We start from the raw sequence: 19,543 nt of genomic DNA, 5'->3' as shown, positions 1-19,543 counted from the left end.
TTATTACTTTACTTCTGTTTATATTCCTTTCTCTTAAAAAAGCTTCATGTTTTTAGCCGGTGAGTAAACAGGTTACACCTTTTCAGTATTTTACCCTTATGTGATTGTAGTGTCAATATACCAGGCATTTTTGGTAAGGATATTGACATTATCAGATGCTATCGAAAATCAGTCTTCAACTCCTCCTTCTTAACTTACTCGTTTACTGGTTCTTTTCGCCTGATTTCTCCGATAAAATCTGACTATTCGTGATATTTATTATACAACACTACCAGTTGTTTTGTAAGGCCCGTTTTTTCAAAAAAAAGTGCCTCTGTCACTATTTTAACATGAATTTTTTCAGCTCATCCCGCTTCTTGACATTCAGCTTGCAAAAGATATCCGTAAGGTAATGCTTGACAGTATTAATGGAAATCCCCAGATGCTCTCCGATCTCCTTATTGGTCCATCCCCCACTTGCCAGCATGGCAATAGAAAACTCCATCGTCGACAGCTCCCCCGTAACCTTTCTCCGGTTTTCCGGATTATGAAGCGCCATCCAGCCCCTGCTGAAAGAAATCACACCCTCCGTGATCCGCTGATACGCCTCCGGATCCCGGTTCCGGATACAAGCCTCGATCAGCCCCCGCAAAAGCCCATGATGCTCAATAAAAGGCTCCAGAAACCCATCCATCTTCGCCAGCTCCCAGCTCCGGAGCATCTCCTCCTGCGCCTCCTGCTTATGCTTTCGGTTGATCGCACACACCGCCATCATACAATGGATATACGTCATACTGATCGGATACGGCCTCTCCGCCATAAACAAAGCAGCCTTACCCATCCCATAAGCACTCCATATCTCCCCGTTAAGATAAGTATGGTGAGCCATCACATACGTGGCAAAAAGCCTCAGCCCCTCAGGAAGCATCCTGCTGTACTCCCCAAAAGCAGGCATCCCATCCGTAGGCAGATGAAGCAAAACCGCCCCACATACCCCGCCAGAAGACAGGACGCATAAACATCCTTAGGAACCTTCTTCTTCATAGCAATCTTCACACAGGACTGGATCCCCTCCATCCCCCGCTTAGCCGCCGCCACATTCCCCAGAGTCAGATTAGAATACCCATACAAAATACACGCCGAAAGCTTCAGCTCAATAACCCTGCTGGACAAATACCCCCTCGTGATCTCACAACACTCCTCCGCCTGCCCCGTAAAATAAAAAAGCTCAGCCCGCGCAATATTCCTCAAATCCACATCCACAAACCCCTCAACAACCTCCCGAGCCCTCCCAGGCTCAAAAGACGAATTCAAAAGCGGCAAAACCACATAATTACACATACAACCCACTCTCCTCCAAAACCCAGGCAGCCCCCAAAAGACCACCCTCAAAACCAAACCAACAAACCTCCGAAGCCCTCACACAAGCCACATCAACACACATCCGAAGCCCATCACACACCCCTCATCAACATACATCCGAAGCTCATCTCTCAAACCACATCAGCATACATCCGAAGCTCTTCTCTCAAGTCCCATCAGCACACATCCGAAGCTCTTCTCTCAACCCTCATCAGCACACATCCGAAGCTCTTCTCTCAAGTCCCACATCAGCACACATCCGAAGCTCATCTCTCAACCCTCGTCAGCACACATCCGAAGCTCTTCTCTCAAGCCACATCAGCATACATCCGAAGCTCTTCTCTCAAGTCCCACAAAACAGTCACCAAAACTCCGGATATCAATCAACCAGTCAATCAGTCAACCAATCAGGCCAACCATCTTTTTCCATAATTATAATCCAAAATCCTCCAAAAATAAATTTAAATATTACACAAAAACACTACAATATATCCAAACCAGCCTCTATTCCCCAATCCCCTCACGACAAACCGCAAAAAAACTCACCCCACCCACATCCAGCGCAGCGCCGATGCCACACCATCTCCCGGCAGACCACAAAGAAACTCAGCCCCTGCAGCCATCCAGCGCAGCGCTGATGGCTCACCCTTTCCCGGCAAACCACCACACCTCACACCCCAAAAACCAGAACGGACAGACTGCCAGCGGGGCGGCTGCATGGTCGGGCCCCGGTGCGTCGGAGTAAGCCGCTGGTCATACTTGGCGCCTGAGGCTTCTGACGGGAAGGTACTCTGCGGCCACAAGCCGCAGAGTAAGCCCCATCTGTCTGAGCCAGGTTCGCATCAGCGTACATGGCGAGTTATGGGGTGCCCTGCACGGCAGAAGCCTCAGACGCCTAGTCTGACCCGGCGAAACGACCGCACCAGGCACGACCATGCAGCCGCCCCGCTGGCAGACTGTCCGTTCGTCCCTCCCTCCATTCATCCCACAAAAAAAGAGCCCCCAGGCCCAAACACCCAGGAACTCTCCCCAAAACCAAACAACATCATCTCCCCCTCCGCAGCTTCCTCAGTTCCCTCTCCAACCGATCCGCACGCGCCTTCTCCCTCAACGTATTCACCCTCTCTTCACTCCGCCCCTGTTCAATCCCTTGAGCGATTCCCTGGCTAATTCCCTGGCTGATTCCTTGGCTAATTCCCTGTTCAATCCCTTGGGCGATTCCTTGACTGATCCCCTGTTCAATCCCCTTATTAATCCACATCTGCTCAATTTCAAAACTCTTCATATATGCCACCGTAACCTTTCCATCATCTTTAACAACCCTGACCATCTCCAGCAACTCCCTCAAAACATCATTTACCGCATTCACCTCCCTGGTATCTTCCAAAAAATGAAGCAGCGCCACCAGCTCCTCAGGCACACCCGCACCATCTCCCTTCGTATTCAGAAAAACCGTCCTCAGCCCATCATCATACTCCATCTCCGGAATCTCCTCACACATATTCCGGATCGTATACACCATCCTACCCCGATCAAACGGATCATACGAACAGACAAAAATAACAAAAACCCTCTTAAGCTTCCCGAAACCCTCACCCTTCTTCAAACACCGGCTGTCAATGATCGCATGATAAAACCTCACCCGCTTCGGCAGATCCTTCAGACTCACAACATCACCATTATTATCCGGCTCAATATCAAAAACAGAAGGATCCGCCAAAACATCCATCAGCTCCTCCTCAGCCAGAACATCAAGCCGCGCCCCGCGAAAGCCCTCATCCCGGCCACCAAAAGCCCTCTGCGCAACAACCCGCAGCCTCCCGATCTCACGCCCCAGCACCACCTGCAGCAGCAACCTGCAAAACCTCTCACCAATACCAGGAAACGTCATCACCGCGTTAAACAAAAAATCATCCAGAAGATTCATATCCTCAAGCCGCTTCCTCTGCATAAGCTTCCTCCTTTCACTATGATGGCAAAAGAAAAAACCTCACACAACCAACCGGCTCCTCCCCGCCATATTTATACAACCAACCATATGGGGATCAGATAGCCGAACGGCCCAGAATGTTCCCAGATATGTATCTTCAGTATAACCACCCCACCAGCAAAAGTCAACAAAAACCCTTCGACAAAAACCGCCAAAACCTCATTCCACTGCATCCACCACAGCGCCGATGCCACACTCCCCCCACAACGCATCCACCACAGCGCCGATGCCCATCCCCTCCCGGCACACCACAAGGAAACTCAGCCCCTGCAACCATCCAACGCAGCGCTGATAGCCCACACCCTCCCAGCACACCACAAGGAAACTCAGCCCCTGCAGCCATCCAGCGCAGCGCTGATGGCCCACCACCTCCCGGCAAACCACCACACCTCACACCCCCAAAAACCAGAACGGACAGACTGCCAGCGGGACGGCTGCATGGTCGGGACCCGGTGCGTCGGAGTAAGCCGCTGGTCATACTTGGCGCCTGAGGCACCTGGCGGGAAGGTACTCTGCGGCCACAAGCCGCAGAGTAAGCCCCATCTGTCTGAGCCAGGTACGCATCAGCGTACATGGCGAGTTATGGGGTGCCCTGCACGACAGGCGCCTCAGACGCCTAGTATGACCCGGCGAAACGACCGCACCAGGCACGACCATGCAGCCGCCCCGCTGGCAGTCTGTCCGTTCGTCCCTCCCACCCACACAAAAAAAGAGCCCCCAGGCCAAAACACCCGGGAACTCTCCCCAAAACGCAAAACTCAAATTTCCAATTATCATCAATCGTTACCAGTTGTCACCAACCATCACCCAACGCGCAGCCGAAACTTCTGAATCTCCTTCTCACTGGAAACCCTCTCAATCTCAGCCCCAAGACTCCTGAGCTTCTCCTCAAAATTCTCATACCCACGCTGGATATAAACAATATCATCAACAACCGTAACACCCTCAGCAGCCAGACCCGCAATAACAAGCGCAGCCCCCGCACGAAGATCCGGCGCACTCACACGCGCCCCCGTAAGCTTCCTCACACCATCAATAATAGCAGAGTTCCCCTCCACCTTAATATTGGCACCCATCCGGGAAAGCTCATCCGCATACTTAAACCGGTTCTCAAAAATACTCTCAGTAACAATACTCGTACCCTCAGCCAAAGCCAAAGTAACCGCGATCTGCGGCTGCATATCCGTAGGATAACCAGGATAAGGCAACGTCTTCACATGCGTACGATGAAGCACATGCGGCGCACGGACACGAACCGCATCATCAAACTCCTCAACCTCACACCCGATCTCCTCAAGCTTAGCCGTAGTAGCCTCAAGATGCTTAGGAATAACATTACGAACAGTAACATCACCACGAGTAGCCGCAGCAGCAAACATAAACGTACCAGCCTCGATCTGGTCCGGAATGATCGAATACTCCGTACGATGAAGCGTCTCAACACCACGGATACGGATCACATCCGTACCGGCACCCTTGATATTCGCCCCCATACTGTTCAGGAAATTCGCCACATCAACAACATGCGGCTCCCTCGCAGCATTCTCAATGATCGTACGACCAGCCGCCATAGAAGCAGCCATCATAATATTAATAGTAGCACCAACAGAAACCACATCCAGGAAAATATGGCTGCCATGCAGATTCTCCGCCTTGGCAACAATAGCACCATGACAGATATCAACATCCGCACCAAGAGCACGGAAACCCTTCAAATGCTGGTCGATCGGCCTGCTGCCGATATTACATCCACCCGGAAGCGGAACCTCCGCATGCTTATACTTACCAAGCAAAGCACCCAGAAGATAATAAGAAGCACGGATCTTCTTGATAAACTCATAATCCACGCTGAGATTGCCGATAGTAGAACCGTTGATCTTTACAGTAGACTTATCAATACGCTCAACCTGAGCCCCGATCTCGGAGATCGCCTCAAGCAGAACATTGATGTCCCTAACATCTGGCAGATTCTCGATCAATATAGTTTCATCAGTCATAATGGCTGCTGACAATATCGCAAGCGCCGCATTCTTCGCACCCGCAATATCCACTTCTCCAACCAGAGGATTGCCGCCTTTAATCACATACTGTTCCATAACACACCTCTATTATTTACTCCTCTATGAGCAGAAACTTTCTCTGAATTTACTGCAGGAACAAACGTTCCGCAATACCGTTTTTTAGGTCAGTTGTATATTATAACACATATTTCAGATTTGTAAACAATTTATGACGAAAACCTGTCACAACCCATGACCCGAAACACTCCAGCAAACCGTTTCCACAAGCCAACAGTTACGCCTTATCTCCCCTGTTTTTCAGTGCCTCAAGCACAACCTGGAGACTCCCCTCCAGATCCTTATCCTCTTCATCCACCACAATGTCCGCATATTTCTCATACAAAGGAACACGCTCATCATAAAGACTCGCCAGCGTCTGCCCCTCCTTGAGCACAACACCACGCCCCTTAAGATTACCAAGACGCCTGGAAAGAAGCTCCAGCGAGATCTTAAGATACACCACAACACCCTCAGACTTCAGATGCTGCATAGCCTCGTCGCAATAAACCACACTTCCACCGGTAGCGATCACCGTATTCTCCACCTGGATCGAAGCATTCACACGATTCTCGATCGCCTTGAAGCCCTCCGTACCCTCATCCGCAATGATCTCACTCAAAGTCCTCTTCTCCGCCTTCTGGATCAGCAGATCAGAGTCAATAAACTGGTACCCAAGTACCTTCGCAAGAACGACACCGATGCTGCTCTTCCCCGCACCAGGCATTCCTATCAGTGTAATATTATTCATACTGTATCCTTTCATTTTAGCATAACAGCCACCAAATCTCAATAAACCTTACAGCTCCGCAGAACCTACCGTTTCTCTCTCCCTGCCTTCCCCGACGTCTTTAATTTCCCTGACATCCTTGGCTTTCCTGACATCTTCAACTTCCCTGACATCCCTGGCTTTCCTGACGTTTTCAACTTCCCTGACATCCCTGGCTTCCCCGACGTCTTCAACTTCCCCGCCATCTCTGCCATCTCTGATTCCCTGTCTGATTTCTTATCCAACTTCTTCTGCATCTGCTTCTTCTGCTGCTTCTTCTTTACGCTGTAGCCGAAGGTTCCCACCTTCCGACCACCCGCCAGATACTCCCCATGGGAATAAACCAGAAGACCCGCATCATTAAGACGAAACCTGTTGTTTTTATCCATATAAGCTTCATCCGCATGGACCGCAAGCACATCCGCAAGAAACATGTCATGAGACCCCAGCTCCTTCACCTCACGCACCCTGCACTCGATCGAAACCGGAGCCTCCCCGATCATCGGTGCAGAAACAAACTGCGCTTTCTCTTTCGTAAGGTTCAGCTTCTGGAACTTGTCCACATCACGTCCCGAACGGACCCCGCAGAAATCCGTTGCATACGCCAGCTTCTCCGTTGTCAGATTGATCACAAATTCACCCGTTTTCCGGATCATATCATAGGAATAACGGGAAGGTCGGACAGAAATATAAGCCATCGCCGGATTGGTACACACCGTACCCGTCCACGCAACCGTTATGATATTATCATGCCCCTCACCATCGGTAACACTCACCATTACAGCCGGCAGCGGATAGATCATGTTCCCCGGCTTCCATAACTGTTTCGCCATTTTCCGTCACCTCTTACGCATAATCGCTGTTCATCAGCTGAGCAGCCTCCATCATAGCCGGAATCAGCTGCTTCTTTCTGGAAACCACACCCGGCAGACTGAAGGTATCTCCATCCGGTTTCCGCTCAAAAGCGATCTCCGCCATCTGCTGGCTACCCTCCCCGTAAAACAGAAGCTCTGTAGACTCCTCCAGGATATTCGTCAGCATAAAATAAACTCTCGTGATATCATGACGGCCACACTCACTCACCATAAACGGCATCAGCTTCTCCTTGATCTCCTTAAGCTCCTCGCTGTCCATGGAACTGATCTGACCCACACCAAAGGAAACATTACCCTCACCGATAAACTTCTTGTAATCCTGATAAAAAATCTCCTCCGGAGACTTATCCTTCAGATTACTTCCCGCAGAAAACATCTCTCGGGCAAACTCCTCGATCTTGATCCCCGCGATCAGCGCAAGAGCACTGGCAGCGATCTTATCCGTCTGCGTACAGGTCGGTGAACGGAACATCAATGTATCCGAAATAATAGCCGCACAGAGAAGCCCCGCGATCTTTTCCGGGATCTCCAGTCTCTGCTCTCCGTAGATCTCATAAAGGATCGTACCCGTACATCCCACCGGCTCATTACGAAAAGCAACCGGCGTCATGGTCTGCAAGGTACCCAGCTTATGATGATCGATGATCTCAAGGATCTCCGCCTTCTCGATATTATCAACAGCCTGATCCACCTCATTATGATCCACAAGAACCACTTTCTTTTTATGCATATCCAGAAAATTACGTCTGGAGATCGTACCGATGCACTTACCATGAGGATTGATCACCGGAAACGCCCTGTGACGGTTTTTGATCATAACATCCTGGATATCATCCGTAAAATCCTCGGTATTAAACGTAACCATGTTATCCCGCTTCATAACAAAGCTGACCGGAATACTCTGATTGATCAGACGCGCAATATTAAACGTATCATACGGAGACCGGATGATCACGATATTCTTCTCATGAGCAAGCTTTATAACCTTCTCGGAAACCACGATATTCAGCCCCACGATGATACAGCTGACATTCTGGCTGATCGCCTGAAGATGATCCTCCTCACGGTCACCCATGATGATCATATCATCCTCCTCAACGTAGCCCTCCAGCATCTTCGGGTTGGCAGTACCGACAAGCACACGCCCCTTCACAAAATATCCGTGTCCGTTACCTTCCACCACTTCACCGCCAACAGTCTCGGCAATTCTCTGATACTGCGTCCTCGCATTGGAAAGAAGATAACTGTCTGTAGTATCCATATAGGTCTTTGCGATATCACCAATCGTCACAAGCCCCTCCAGACACCCATCCTTATCACGGATCGGAAGAGAAACGATCCCGTTCTCCTGCATCAGATCCCAGGTATTCTTCAGCGACATATTCTTATCCGCCTGCGGACTGGTCCGGATATCCATATCCTTGACCTGCGTACCGATATTTCCCAGATAAGCCGGCGGCTGTACGCCAAAACGGTTCAGCACATACCTGGTCTCCTCATTGATCTGCCCCGCTCTCTTCGGGATATATTTTTTATTCTGCGTAGTTCTGTTTTTAATATCCGCATAAGCAATAGCCGAACAGATGGAATCCGTATCCGGATTCTTATGTCCGATTACAAATATTCTCTCCGGTTTTTTCATACACATCCATCCTTTTTCATCCAAAATAATCATAATTTAATATTTGCAAACAAAGCACCCAGGGAAGTAGTAGCCTCCTCCCCCGACTCCGGAAGCTCAAAAGACTCCTCCTCAACCTCCTTAGCCATCAGATCCGATGCCTCTTTAATACTCAGGCTCAGCTTACCATCCTTGATTGCGATAACCTTCACCTTAACCTTATCCCCAACACTCAAAACCTCAGAAGGCTTCCGAATCCTCTTCTCACAGATCTGAGAAATATGCACCAGCCCGGAAACCCCGTTCCCAAGCTCCACAAAAGCACCATACGGCTGCAAACTCTCAATCGTACCCTCCGTCACAAAACCAACCTGGATATTGGAAATCTTATTCCGTTTCTCCACCTCAGCCCTCTCACGAAGAATCTCCCTCGCCGAAAGCACCAGCCTCTTCTTCGCCTTATCAACCTCGATCACCCGCACCTGGATCGGCTTATTCAGAAACACCTCAGTATCCTCAACAAACTCCAAAGCAAGCCTGGATGCCGGAATAAAACCACGGACACCCTCAACATAAGCAATGGCACCCCCGTTAACGATCCCCTTCACAACAACATCCAGCACCTCACCCGAATCCTGAAGCTCCTTCAGCCTGTCCCAGGCAAGCACATCCGCAGCATCCGCTCTGGAAAGAAGAATATTCCCCTGACCATCATCCCTGCGAAGAACCATCGCCTGAACCTCATCCCCCGGCTGAACAGCCTCTTTAATATTAAACCCCGGCACCCGGGAAAACTCCTCCACCGGAATAAAACCCTCAGCATAAAACTTAAGATCAAGAACAACCCCCGACTCATCCACACTCACAACAGTCCCTGAGATAATATCACCCTCATCGATCCTCTTAAAAGAAGCCTCCAGCTCCCTCTCAAAATCCTTCATAGACTCCGCCATATCCAGACCTCCCATTCAAACAAAAACCCAACCACCGCCGCCCCAAACCAGACGACAGCACTATAATCCTAATCATTATAGCATGCACACCCCACCCGCGCTATATTTTTTGCACTGGAAATTTCTTACCCCTTTATTTCTCTCCAACGCACAGAACGGACTTAGTACGATTCCAGAATTTCTTTGTAGTGCATCCTTTTTGTTTCTCTCCAACGCACAGGACGGACTGCCGGAGGGGCGGCTGCATGGTCGGGACCCGGTGCGTCGGAGTAAGCCGCTGGTCATACTTAGCGCCTGAGGCTTCTGACGGGAAGGTACTCTGCGGCCACAAGCCGCAGAGTAAGCCCCATCTGTCTGAGCCAGGTACGCATCAGCGTACATGGCGAGTTATGGGGCGCCCTGCACGGCAGAAGACTCAGACGCTTAGTATGACCCGGCGAAACGACCGCACCAGGCACGACCATGCAGCCGCCCCTCCGGCAGTCCGTCCGTCCCTCCCTCCATCCCCACCCACAAAAAAAGAGCCCAAAAAAGGCCCAAAAACGAGGAGTGCCCCGGTAGTGGCTTACCGGGGCGATTATTATGAAAAAAATTGTATGTGTAATGATACAGATACACACCATTACAGCGTCTTTCGTAACGTTCTTTCGAACTATCCATATACTACCAGACAAATATGAACAAACAATGAACATCTCGTAAACAATTAGCGCATTTGCACAATTTTTTCCAAAACACCCTCCCCCAATTTATAAAAACACCACATTCACAAACAAAACCAAAACCCTAAACATTGTACATATTGTACATCTCAACCAAACAAACCAACAACAACCCCAACAAAAGAGCCACAACCCTCACCCTCTAACTCAAACTCCATCTAAAACATCATCAAAAACACCAGCCATCACAAACCATCACCGCCGTGAAAGCATCCCCTTAATAAACTCAATCGCCTTCTCAAAAATATTCTTCACATCAGACTTCGTAACACCCATATCCTTCAAAGTACTATAAGCATCACTCACATACCCCTTGATCTGATCATCACTCATCTCGATCCCACGGAACTTACTGATAATATTAACCAGCGAACTCTTATCATCCTCATTAAGACTCACCCCAAAATGATCCGCAGCCTCATCGATCCCCTGAGAAATCTCATCATCCGTGATCTGGTTAGAATCAAAAAGCCCCTTCACATAAACAATGATATCCCCAACCTTATCCGGATCAGAAGCAAGAGACCCAACCTCATTATCCTTCAGGATCTCCTCCGCCTGACTCATAACAGAACCGGAATCAGACGCCATAACCATCATCGGAGATGTACATGAAATAACACCCGCAATAACCAAAGCTGTAACCTTGTTCAATCTTCTCATAATATTCAACCTCCATACGGGCACCAGCCCTTATCAAAAATTGCCTTTTACTATTTTTAACTATCTTTTACTGCCTTTTTATTACCTCATCATTACCTTTTCGACGCCCCTCAGTATACCACACACCCCCACCCCTCTGTAAACCTCAATTTTCCCCATTCCCACCCACACCATTCAGACTTTATGTATATTACCAAAAATATATTCACAATATTTTCATATTTTAAACAAACTTTCCTAACATCTCATCAGTAAAATAAAAAATGTAAATTTTTCATTACTTACTTATGTCTGACACCTCAGACATAACCTCCTTTCTATAACAAATATATAGGTCCGGACAGGAAACCTCTCCAACATTCCCGTCCGGAAACGCAAAAAGAACCCGGAACAGCTGCCCGGGCTCTTTTTGCGTTTATCATATATTAATTTTTCTCATCATAAATACAGTTGGCAAGCATCGCAAACTGCTCCAGTGTCAGCGCCTCACCCCTGATATTCAGCGGAAGATCACACCTGTTGAACACATCCTCGATCTCCTCCTTACTCAGGGAAAAATCTCCGGAATTTCTGATCCCGTTCACAAGCGTCTTTCTCCTCTGGTTAAAAGATGCACGGATCAGACGGAACATAAGCCCCTCATCCTTCACATCCACCGGCGGCTTCTCATAACGCGTCAGCTTGATCACCGCACTTCCAACCTTCGGCCGCGGCATAAAACAGTTCGGCGGTACATTCGCAACGATCTCCGGCTTCGCATAATACTGCACAGCCAGAGAAAGTGCACCGTAATCCTTGGTACCGGGACCAACCTGCATACGGTCTGCAACCTCCTTCTGCACCATGACAGTGATCGAATCCACAGGAACATTCTTCTCAAAAAGCCCCATGATGATCGGAGTCGTAATGTAATACGGCAGATTCGCAACCACCTTCACAGGCTTACCGCCGTTTTTCTCATCTGCGATCTTTTTGATATCCGTTTTCAGGATATCGTTATTGATCACGGAAACATTATCCCAGTCCTTCAACGTATCCTTAAGGATCGGGATCAGCGAACTGTCGATCTCCACAGCAGCCACCTCTCTGGCAGCCTCCGCAAGATACTGGGTCATAGTTCCGATACCCGGACCGATCTCCAGTATAAAATCATCCTTCGTGATACCCGAAGACTCAATGATCTTTTCCAGAACATGCTCGTCGATCAGAAAATTCTGACCAAACCTTTTCTGGAAAACAAAATGATACTTTTGAAGGACTTCAATGGTATATTTCGGGTTACCAAGATAAGGTCTGGCCATATTTTTTACCTCTGCTTTTTCTTATTTTCAGCTGAAATCCTTTTCAAAAAGTACCGTGTAGCCATCACGGTCCACACGCTTCTTGGAACGCTTGAACAATCCGCTCTGAGCTCTCTCCATAGCCTTATCCAGCATGGTCTTCACAGTACCGATGCACATCGGCTGATCCTCCTTCTGGTTGATCCCGATCAGATTATACAGAGCAAGCATGCCCATCTGGTCGATACGGAATCCATTCTCCATGGTATAGACCTTGGCGAAATTAACAAGTTCATCGTTTGTAAATACAGGAATGTTGATCATGGATGTAAACTTCTTCGCAAGCTTCGGATATCTTGCGATCAGCTTACGCATACCGATCTTTTCATCCTCCAGGATCACGATCATTCCCTTTGTGTTTCCGGTCATAGCTTCCTCAAGCTCATCTGCTGTTTCCTGGGAAAGCTGGTTTGCATCCTCGATAACAAGGAAACCGCCGGCAAGCTTGGATACGATCTCCGGAATATCCTTTCCGTTGAGATCATCCGCAAATATATAGGCAACCTTGGAAGCCTCGATATTCAGCTCTTTACAGATTGCCGGGATCAGACTTGAGATCAGTCTCGTCTTACCTGTTTCTCTGCCGCCCATAACGATCACATTTCCGGTCTGGGAGGTCTTATCTGCTGCGCCCATCTGCACATCACAGAGTACATCAAGCAACTGTTCCTTCATTCCGGGAACTGTAACAAAATAGGTGAAAAGCTGTTTCTCTTCATCTGTGAGCTCTTTCTTTCTGGAAACGATCTTTGTAGGATCCTTTTCCGGATGGATCGTAGCGATAAATTTCTCAAGCTGCTCTTCCTCGCTGAGCTCCTCTTCCTCATCGTCCTCTTCCATGGCTTCATCAGAATCATCACCGATGAGACTGCTGATAAAGTCATCGTCATCCTCTTCCTGGAATTCAAAGGCGTCATCACTGTATTCTTCTTCCTCATCAAGAAGATTTTCCTCTTCCACTGCAGCCACCGGTTCCTCATGATGAAGCTTCGCTGAAGGCTCTGCTGCCGCCTTCTGCACCTGCTCCTCAGATTCCAGTGAAGGAATCTCCGGAGGCACATCCTCTTCTTCCACCGGCTTCTGTACTCCTGACGGACCATTCAGAAACTCTGCTTCTGCAGCCTGAAGATCCTCCTCAGTAACCGGCTCCTCATCTTCATCAAATACGATATCCGGAAGTCTGGTATCGGAAGTCTCCGTTACCTCTTCCTCCTGCTGAGCGGAGATCTGCGCCATGATATCCTCGATATCTGCCGCATCCGGCTCCTCCGGAACAAATTCATCAGCCGCAATATCCAGATCCTCAATACCTGCTGGCTCTTCCGTTACGTCGGACTGCTGGACATCCGGAGATTTCTCTTCCTCCGGGATATCGATTCCCTGCTGTGTAGCTGCTGCCAGAATAGTATCCTCCAGGTTGAAGTCCTTATCTTTATCCTTCTCGGACCTGTCACCTACAGATGCCGCAATATCCTCGATATTTCCAAAAATTCCGGACGCATCCGGGATCTCCGCGGAACTGCTTGCATTCTCCGGGTCCACATTGATCATGGACTTCGGGATCTTCAGCTCCGGCATACGGATCGTTGCGGAAAAATCAGGCTTGCCTTCCTCATTGAGCGGAACCCCTGCAGGCTTCTCCTCACTTTCCTCATTTCCGGCAGCCTTCTCCTTCATGATCTCTGCAACACTCTGGGACAAAGACATCTCTGTAGCTTTCTCAGCCTCAGCTTCTTCCGCTTCCTGATAAGTCTCTTCTTCCTCTTTATCCTGCTGTTCCTGAGCCTGCAGCTTCATACTTCCGGATGACAGGTTCTCAACACCGGATGCCAGCGGGATCTCATCCGCTTCCTGTCCGGAAAACTCTTCCTGCTCTTCAGAAGGCTCATCCGAAGCTTCCTCACTTCCTTCTGCTGCTTCGATCTCCTCAGAATCTGTAAACTCCTCTGACGGTTCTGCTGCCGCAGCAGTCTCAGCCTCCGGCGCTTCCGCCTGTTCCGTTACATCCTCAGAGCCTGTGGAAACCTCATCCTGCTCTTCATCCTGCGCAGCTTCTTTTTCCTCCATATCCTCTTCCGCAGATTTCTTATGTCCGCCAAAGATATCACGGAATCCCTTGGAAAGCTTCTCCTGGAATGTCTCCGCACTGTTCAGATCCCGCTCATCATCTACCTGGATGGTATCTGTGACCGGTTTTGCCTCCTCATACTCGCCGGATGCTTCCTTACTCTCCCTGATCTCCTGCGCCTTTTCCGGCGGGATCAGCTTCGGGATAAAACGCTGTTCGTATTTCTCTTTCTCTTCGCCAGTGAGAACACCCATCCGCTGTTTCAGGTCAAGGGCCTTCATCACATAAGTTCCGTCATTGAACCAAAGGATCATCTCATTGCAGAGATCCAGGCACTTCTGCTTGTCTCCTGCCTTGTAATAGAGCTTGGCCAGCTCATAGGACCAGCGCTCCGTAAATTCCTTCTCCTTATATTCCTCAAGAATACGGATCTGTTCATTCAGAGATGCATTCTTCGCTCTGGCGATCTTATATTTCAGTATATACTGGCTGTTATCATTACCTGCCACTTCTCTGTATTCATCAAAGAATTCTGTGGCTTCACTGATCTGTCCCATTTTCAGGGAAACCTCGATCAGACGGTAAAGTATGTTCTTGCCGATCGGCGCTCTGTGGTAGGCAAGAAGAAAAATTTCCTTGCTCTCTTCATAGCGCTTGTTGGCCGCGTAGATCTCGCCCACTACACAAAGGGTACGGACGTTTTTCACACGACGCCAGTCAATGCTGTCCACAATCTGCATGGCGCCTTTGTAATCCTGGGTCTCGACCAGCTTATTGATCTGTCCCAGCTTAACGCGAAACTCCTCTTTATCCAAAATATTCACCAACTTTCCATAATCAGAATCAGTTTACCATATGCATACGGGCTTGTCAAAACCCTTTAGGCATATAAACATGCCCCTTTACCACCTGAAAAACCCTGTTGATCTTGAACTGATGGCTGACAAAATCATCCAGTCCTGTACAGGTGATCAGAGTCTGTATATCGTGGATGCTTTCCAGCAGATATGTCTGCCTGCTGCTATCCAGCTCCGAAAGAACATCATCCAGCAGAAGAACCGGTGTATCCCGGATCTTTTTCTTCACCAGATAGATCTCCGAAAGCTTCAGGGAAAGGGCCGCAGTCCTCTGCTGCCCCTGGGAACCATACCTCCGGATGTCGATCCCGTTGACCTTTACGCAGAAATCATCTCTGTGCGGTCCCACGGAGGTCAGCTTCATCCGAAGATCCCGCTCCCGGTTCCTGGAAAGCTTATCCTCAAACTCCGCGGCCGTCACACTTGGCTCGTACAGGATCTCCAGCTCCTCGATCCCGCCGGTAAGGCCTTTATGAAGCCCCCTTGCGATCTCGTTAAGCTCCTCCACAAAGGCTTCCCGCTTCCCGATGATCTTCTTTCCGTAATCGACCATCTGCATATCCCAGACATCCAGGGTACTTTTCAGCCCGGGGTTCATATAACAGTCTTTGAGAAGACGGTTTCTCTGGTTCACGATGTGATTGTAGCCGGCCAGCTCCGTGATATAAACACCATCCAGCTGACAAAGCTCCGAATCCAGAAAACGTCTTCTCTCTCCCGGTCCATTCTTGATAATATTAAGATCCTCCGGAGAAAAAAACACCAGATTCACCACCCCCAGCAGCTCCCTTGCCTTGCGGATCGGCAGCCCATTGATGGCAACTCCCTTTGCTTTGTTTTTCCGGAGGTGCATGTCTATTTTGTATGAAAGATCGCCCTTCTTCACCATCATTCGGATATGGGATTCCTCATTCTCAAAGCGGATCATCTCCCGGTCCTTGCTTCCCTTGTGGGATTTGCTGGTACCTGCCAGATAAACCGCCTCCAGGATATTGGTCTTTCCCTGGGCATTGTCGCCGTAGAGAATATTGGTGCCCTGATCAAAATTCATCTCCAGCGACTCATAATTCCTGAAATTATTCAGTCTGATGGATTCAATGTACATTCCTTCACCCGATCACATAAATATCTTTTCCATCGTAGGAAATGGTATCTCCAGGATGGATCTTGCGGCCACGGCGGTTCTCCACCTCGCCGTTCACCAGTACCAGACCATCATTGATGGCATATTTCGCCTCAACGCCGTCCTCCACAACACCGGCCAGCTTCAGCGCCTGACCAAGCTTGATAAATTCGTCTTTAATTCTGATCTCCAATTTTTTCTCCTCTTATCTCCGGGGTATTTTCTCCGTCAGATCGGTCTTTTCTGATCTTCTGGCGGTATTTAAAATCCCCCAAAATACAAATTTCACCGGAAGGTGGTAATTTAAATACCCCCTTCCAGCAGTTTACGCATGAAACAATTCTCAGAACACGATCGCATTCCCATGCACAATCGGTCAAAAACGGTCACATTACCCCAGGTCTTATCTGGCCTGATTCTGATTGATGTTTACAGGAAGAATCAGGTAAGTATAGTTCTCCTCATCATCACGGATAAAGCACGGGGCCTTCGGATTTACAAGATAGATCGTCACGGTTTCATCATCAATAACACGAAGCGCATCGATCAGGAATTTCGGGTTGAAGCCGATCATGATATCCTTACCCTCTTTTTCAATATCGATTTCTTCATTCATGGAACCCATTGCAGAATCAATGCGCAGCTCCATATCATCGTCTGTGATGTTGATGATGATCGGTTTTTTATCAACCTCACGTACCAGAAGTGTGGCACGGTCGATACAATCCAGGAACTCTTTTTTGTTGATCTTCAGTTTTGTCTCATAATCACTGGAAAGCATCTGGTCAATTCTGAAATATTCTCCCTCGATCAGTCTGGAAACTACCATAGTCTGATCAAATTCAAATAAAATATGGTTTTTTGTAAAGTAAATGCTGACCTGATCATCCACTTCTCCGGAAAGAATCTTGCTGACCTCGCTTAAAGTTTTGCCCGGAACTACCACCTTACGGTCAGAATAATCTTTCTTAAGGGACATTTTGCGGATAGAGATACGATGTCCGTCCAGAGAAACTACCTTCAGACAGTTATTTTTGATCTCAAAAAGTTCACCGGTCATAAGCTTATTGTTCTCATTTACAGCAATCGAAAAAATAGTCTGGCGGATCATTTCTTTCAGTGTGTACTGAGAGATCGTCAGCGGTTCATCCTTCTCGATCATCGGTAAATAAGCAAAATCTTCTCCTGATTTTCCAGGGATATTGAATTTTGCTTTTTCACAGGTAATGGTTGCTGCATATTTATCATCGGTCTTAATGGTAACATCATTATCCGGAAGTCGTCTGATGATTTCATAGAAGATTTTTGCATCAAGAGCAACTTTACCTTTTTCTTCAATAGTACCCTCAACGATGGTTTCAATTCCCAGTTCCATATCGTTGGTGGTAAATTTGATCTGGTTTGTGGTTGCATCCATGAGAATACATTCCAGGATTGGCATTGTGGTTTTTGATGGAACTGCTTTGAGTGCGATACTTACACTTTTTAACAGACTTGATTTGGAGCAGATGATTTTCATAGTGTGTATAACTCCCTTTCTGAACAATTTGTGGTTTTTATAAATATATTTATAGAAAAAATCCGCAGTAACCGCCGTAGGGGGCCAGATTTTGTGAAAAACTCCCGCAGGCCTGATGGTTTCAGGGGTTTTCCGTTGGGATAACTTTGTGTAAAAGTGGTATTTTCGCATGTGAATAACCCGGGGATAAAATTACCGCCGCGTTTTGGCAAAAAAGTTGTACACATCTCTCCACATACAATCAACACGTTATACACCAGTAATGTGGAAAACTTCCCTAACCTTGTGGATTAATCTTCTTTTTCAATATATCAATGGTATTTTTTAAGTTATCGTCGTTCTGCAATTCGTTTTCGATCTTTTCGATACCGTGCATAACGGTGGTATGGTCACGGTTTCCGAGCGCTTTTCCGATATTTTTCAAAGGTGTGGATATGATCTCACGGCAGAGATACATGGAAACCTGGCGGGGCATGACGATCTTGGAGTTTCGTTTGTTTCCGCTTAAGTCCGCAGGTGTGACTCCGTAATGCTCTGCAACAACGGAGATGATGTATTCCGGTGTGATTACTTTTTTCTCATCCGGAGAAATAATATCCTTCAGTGCCTGTTCTGCCAGCTCCAGAGTTACTTCCTTTTTCTCAAGCTTGGCTCCGGCCATGACCTTGTTGAAGGCACCTTCCAGCTCACGGATATTGGATTTGATATTGGTAGCGATATATTTGATAACATCTTCACTGATGTTGTAGCCGTTCATTTCTTCATTTTTATGAAGGATCGCCATTCGGGTTTCGTAATCAGGCAGCGTGATATCTGCGATCAGACCCCACTCGAACCGGGAACGGAAGCGCTCTTCCAGGATTTCCATATCCTTCGGTGGTTTATCAGAGGATATGATGATCTGCTTTTTGGCACTGTGAAGACTGTTAAATGTATGGAAAAATTCCTCCTGTGTGGATTCTTTTCCTATAATAAACTGAATATCATCGACAAGAAGAACGTCGATATTTCTGTATTTTTCACGGAATTTGCTCATTGCCGTGTTATTTCCGTTTCGGATGGTTTCGATCAGCTCGTTGGTAAATTCCTCACTGGTTACATACAAAACACGGCTGTTTTCGTCGTGTTCCAGAATGAAATGAGCGATGGAATGCATAAGATGCGTCTTACCAAGACCGGCTCCGCCATAGATAAACAGTGGATTGTAGGTATCTCCCGGTGATTCGGCAACTGCAAGAGCTGCGGCCTGGGCGAATTTGTTATTACTTCCTACAACGAAGGTGTCGAAGGTGTATTTTGGATTTAAATGCGCCTCTTCGTAACGTGTATCCTGAACCTGTTTATCATAAGAAGTGTTTTTTTCTGTTTTTTTGGGGAGATCTTTTTCCAGAACGAAGCGAACCTCGCATTCTTCCATGCCTGTCAGTACACAGATAGTAACCTGGAGGGGTATTTTGTAGCGTTTACTGATGTAATTGACTCCGATCGCTGCCTGTTCAGAGGGAACAACCACTGTTATCAGCTTTCCGTCAACCTCATAAACTTTCAGCGGCTTGAGCCAGGTATTAAAAGGGACATCAGTCACCTCATATTCAGATTTGACAGTTTGCAGGATCTCCTCCCATTTTTCAATAACAGCGTCCAT

The 19,543-nt window shown here is 47.9% G+C and carries 15 protein-coding genes and 1 pseudogene; all 16 read right to left on the bottom strand.

Annotation, left to right across the window (positions count from 1 at the left end):
• Nucleotides 1-319: 319 nt before the first annotated feature.
• The 16 genes and pseudogenes from NQ489_RS00080 to dnaA all read right to left on the bottom strand — a co-directional run bounded on the left by NQ489_RS00080 (nucleotide 320) and on the right by dnaA (nucleotide 19,543).
• The gene (locus NQ489_RS00080) at nucleotides 320-907 is read right to left on the bottom strand and encodes a helix-turn-helix transcriptional regulator (protein ID WP_227945561.1); all 588 of its coding nucleotides are present in this window, start codon (nucleotides 905-907) and stop codon (nucleotides 320-322) included.
• The gene (locus tag NQ489_RS00075) at nucleotides 889-1,320 is read right to left on the bottom strand and encodes a hypothetical protein (protein ID WP_021651736.1); all 432 of its coding nucleotides are present in this window, start codon (nucleotides 1,318-1,320) and stop codon (nucleotides 889-891) included. The genes NQ489_RS00080 and NQ489_RS00075 overlap by 19 nt, the downstream gene beginning before the upstream one ends.
• A gap of 563 nt (nucleotides 1,321-1,883) precedes the next feature.
• Nucleotides 1,884-2,060 carry a hypothetical protein gene (locus NQ489_RS00070; RefSeq protein WP_227945560.1) on the bottom strand — a complete coding sequence of 59 codons (177 nt, stop codon included), beginning with the start codon at nucleotides 2,058-2,060 and terminating at the stop codon, nucleotides 1,884-1,886.
• A 326-nt stretch (nucleotides 2,061-2,386) separates the two neighbouring features.
• Nucleotides 2,387-3,292, bottom strand: a complete 906-nt coding sequence (locus tag NQ489_RS00065; RefSeq protein WP_021651436.1) for an Rpn family recombination-promoting nuclease/putative transposase — start codon at nucleotides 3,290-3,292, stop codon at nucleotides 2,387-2,389.
• A gap of 842 nt (nucleotides 3,293-4,134) precedes the next feature.
• On the bottom strand, nucleotides 4,135-5,427 hold the full coding sequence (locus NQ489_RS00060) for a UDP-N-acetylglucosamine 1-carboxyvinyltransferase (protein WP_021651440.1): 1,293 nt from the start codon (nucleotides 5,425-5,427) through the stop codon (nucleotides 4,135-4,137).
• Nucleotides 5,428-5,626: 199 nt separating this feature from the next.
• Complete coding sequence (locus tag NQ489_RS00055) at nucleotides 5,627-6,139, bottom strand: shikimate kinase (RefSeq protein ID WP_044961515.1); 513 nt, start codon at nucleotides 6,137-6,139, stop codon at nucleotides 5,627-5,629.
• A gap of 266 nt (nucleotides 6,140-6,405) precedes the next feature.
• A pseudogene (locus tag NQ489_RS00050) lies at nucleotides 6,406-6,990 on the bottom strand (flavin reductase family protein); the annotation flags it as partial.
• A 13-nt stretch (nucleotides 6,991-7,003) separates the two neighbouring features.
• The gene (locus NQ489_RS00045; protein WP_044961512.1) at nucleotides 7,004-8,674 is read right to left on the bottom strand and encodes a putative manganese-dependent inorganic diphosphatase; all 1,671 of its coding nucleotides are present in this window, start codon (nucleotides 8,672-8,674) and stop codon (nucleotides 7,004-7,006) included.
• Nucleotides 8,675-8,703: 29 nt separating this feature from the next.
• The gene (locus tag NQ489_RS00040) at nucleotides 8,704-9,606 is read right to left on the bottom strand and encodes a 30S ribosomal protein S1 (protein ID WP_044961511.1); all 903 of its coding nucleotides are present in this window, start codon (nucleotides 9,604-9,606) and stop codon (nucleotides 8,704-8,706) included.
• A 917-nt stretch (nucleotides 9,607-10,523) separates the two neighbouring features.
• Nucleotides 10,524-10,991, bottom strand: a complete 468-nt coding sequence (locus NQ489_RS00035) for a DUF1002 domain-containing protein (protein WP_015526559.1) — start codon at nucleotides 10,989-10,991, stop codon at nucleotides 10,524-10,526.
• Between the two features lie 425 nt (nucleotides 10,992-11,416).
• Nucleotides 11,417-12,292, bottom strand: coding sequence for a 16S rRNA (adenine(1518)-N(6)/adenine(1519)-N(6))-dimethyltransferase RsmA (rsmA, locus tag NQ489_RS00030; RefSeq protein ID WP_015526558.1), 876 nt, complete (start codon nucleotides 12,290-12,292; stop codon nucleotides 11,417-11,419).
• Nucleotides 12,293-12,319: 27 nt separating this feature from the next.
• The gene (locus tag NQ489_RS00025; RefSeq protein WP_156906894.1) at nucleotides 12,320-15,214 is read right to left on the bottom strand and encodes a hypothetical protein; all 2,895 of its coding nucleotides are present in this window, start codon (nucleotides 15,212-15,214) and stop codon (nucleotides 12,320-12,322) included.
• Between the two features lie 55 nt (nucleotides 15,215-15,269).
• Entirely contained in the window at nucleotides 15,270-16,361 is a 1,092-nt protein-coding gene (recF, locus tag NQ489_RS00020; protein WP_021650165.1) for a DNA replication/repair protein RecF, read from the bottom strand.
• A gap of 4 nt (nucleotides 16,362-16,365) precedes the next feature.
• The gene (locus NQ489_RS00015; RefSeq protein WP_021650164.1) at nucleotides 16,366-16,572 is read right to left on the bottom strand and encodes an RNA-binding S4 domain-containing protein; all 207 of its coding nucleotides are present in this window, start codon (nucleotides 16,570-16,572) and stop codon (nucleotides 16,366-16,368) included.
• A gap of 210 nt (nucleotides 16,573-16,782) precedes the next feature.
• Nucleotides 16,783-17,898, bottom strand: a complete 1,116-nt coding sequence (dnaN, locus tag NQ489_RS00010; protein WP_015526556.1) for a DNA polymerase III subunit beta — start codon at nucleotides 17,896-17,898, stop codon at nucleotides 16,783-16,785.
• A gap of 277 nt (nucleotides 17,899-18,175) precedes the next feature.
• The gene (gene dnaA, locus NQ489_RS00005; RefSeq protein ID WP_015526555.1) at nucleotides 18,176-19,543 is read right to left on the bottom strand and encodes a chromosomal replication initiator protein DnaA; all 1,368 of its coding nucleotides are present in this window, start codon (nucleotides 19,541-19,543) and stop codon (nucleotides 18,176-18,178) included.

This window comes from Blautia sp. KLE_1732_HM_1032 (assembly GCF_025147905.1).
GTDB classification, from domain to species: Bacteria; Bacillota; Clostridia; order Lachnospirales; family Lachnospiraceae; genus Blautia_A; species Blautia_A fusiformis.
The sequence above is the reverse complement of the archived record's forward strand: the minus strand, read 5'-3'. Positions and strand labels throughout refer to the sequence as shown.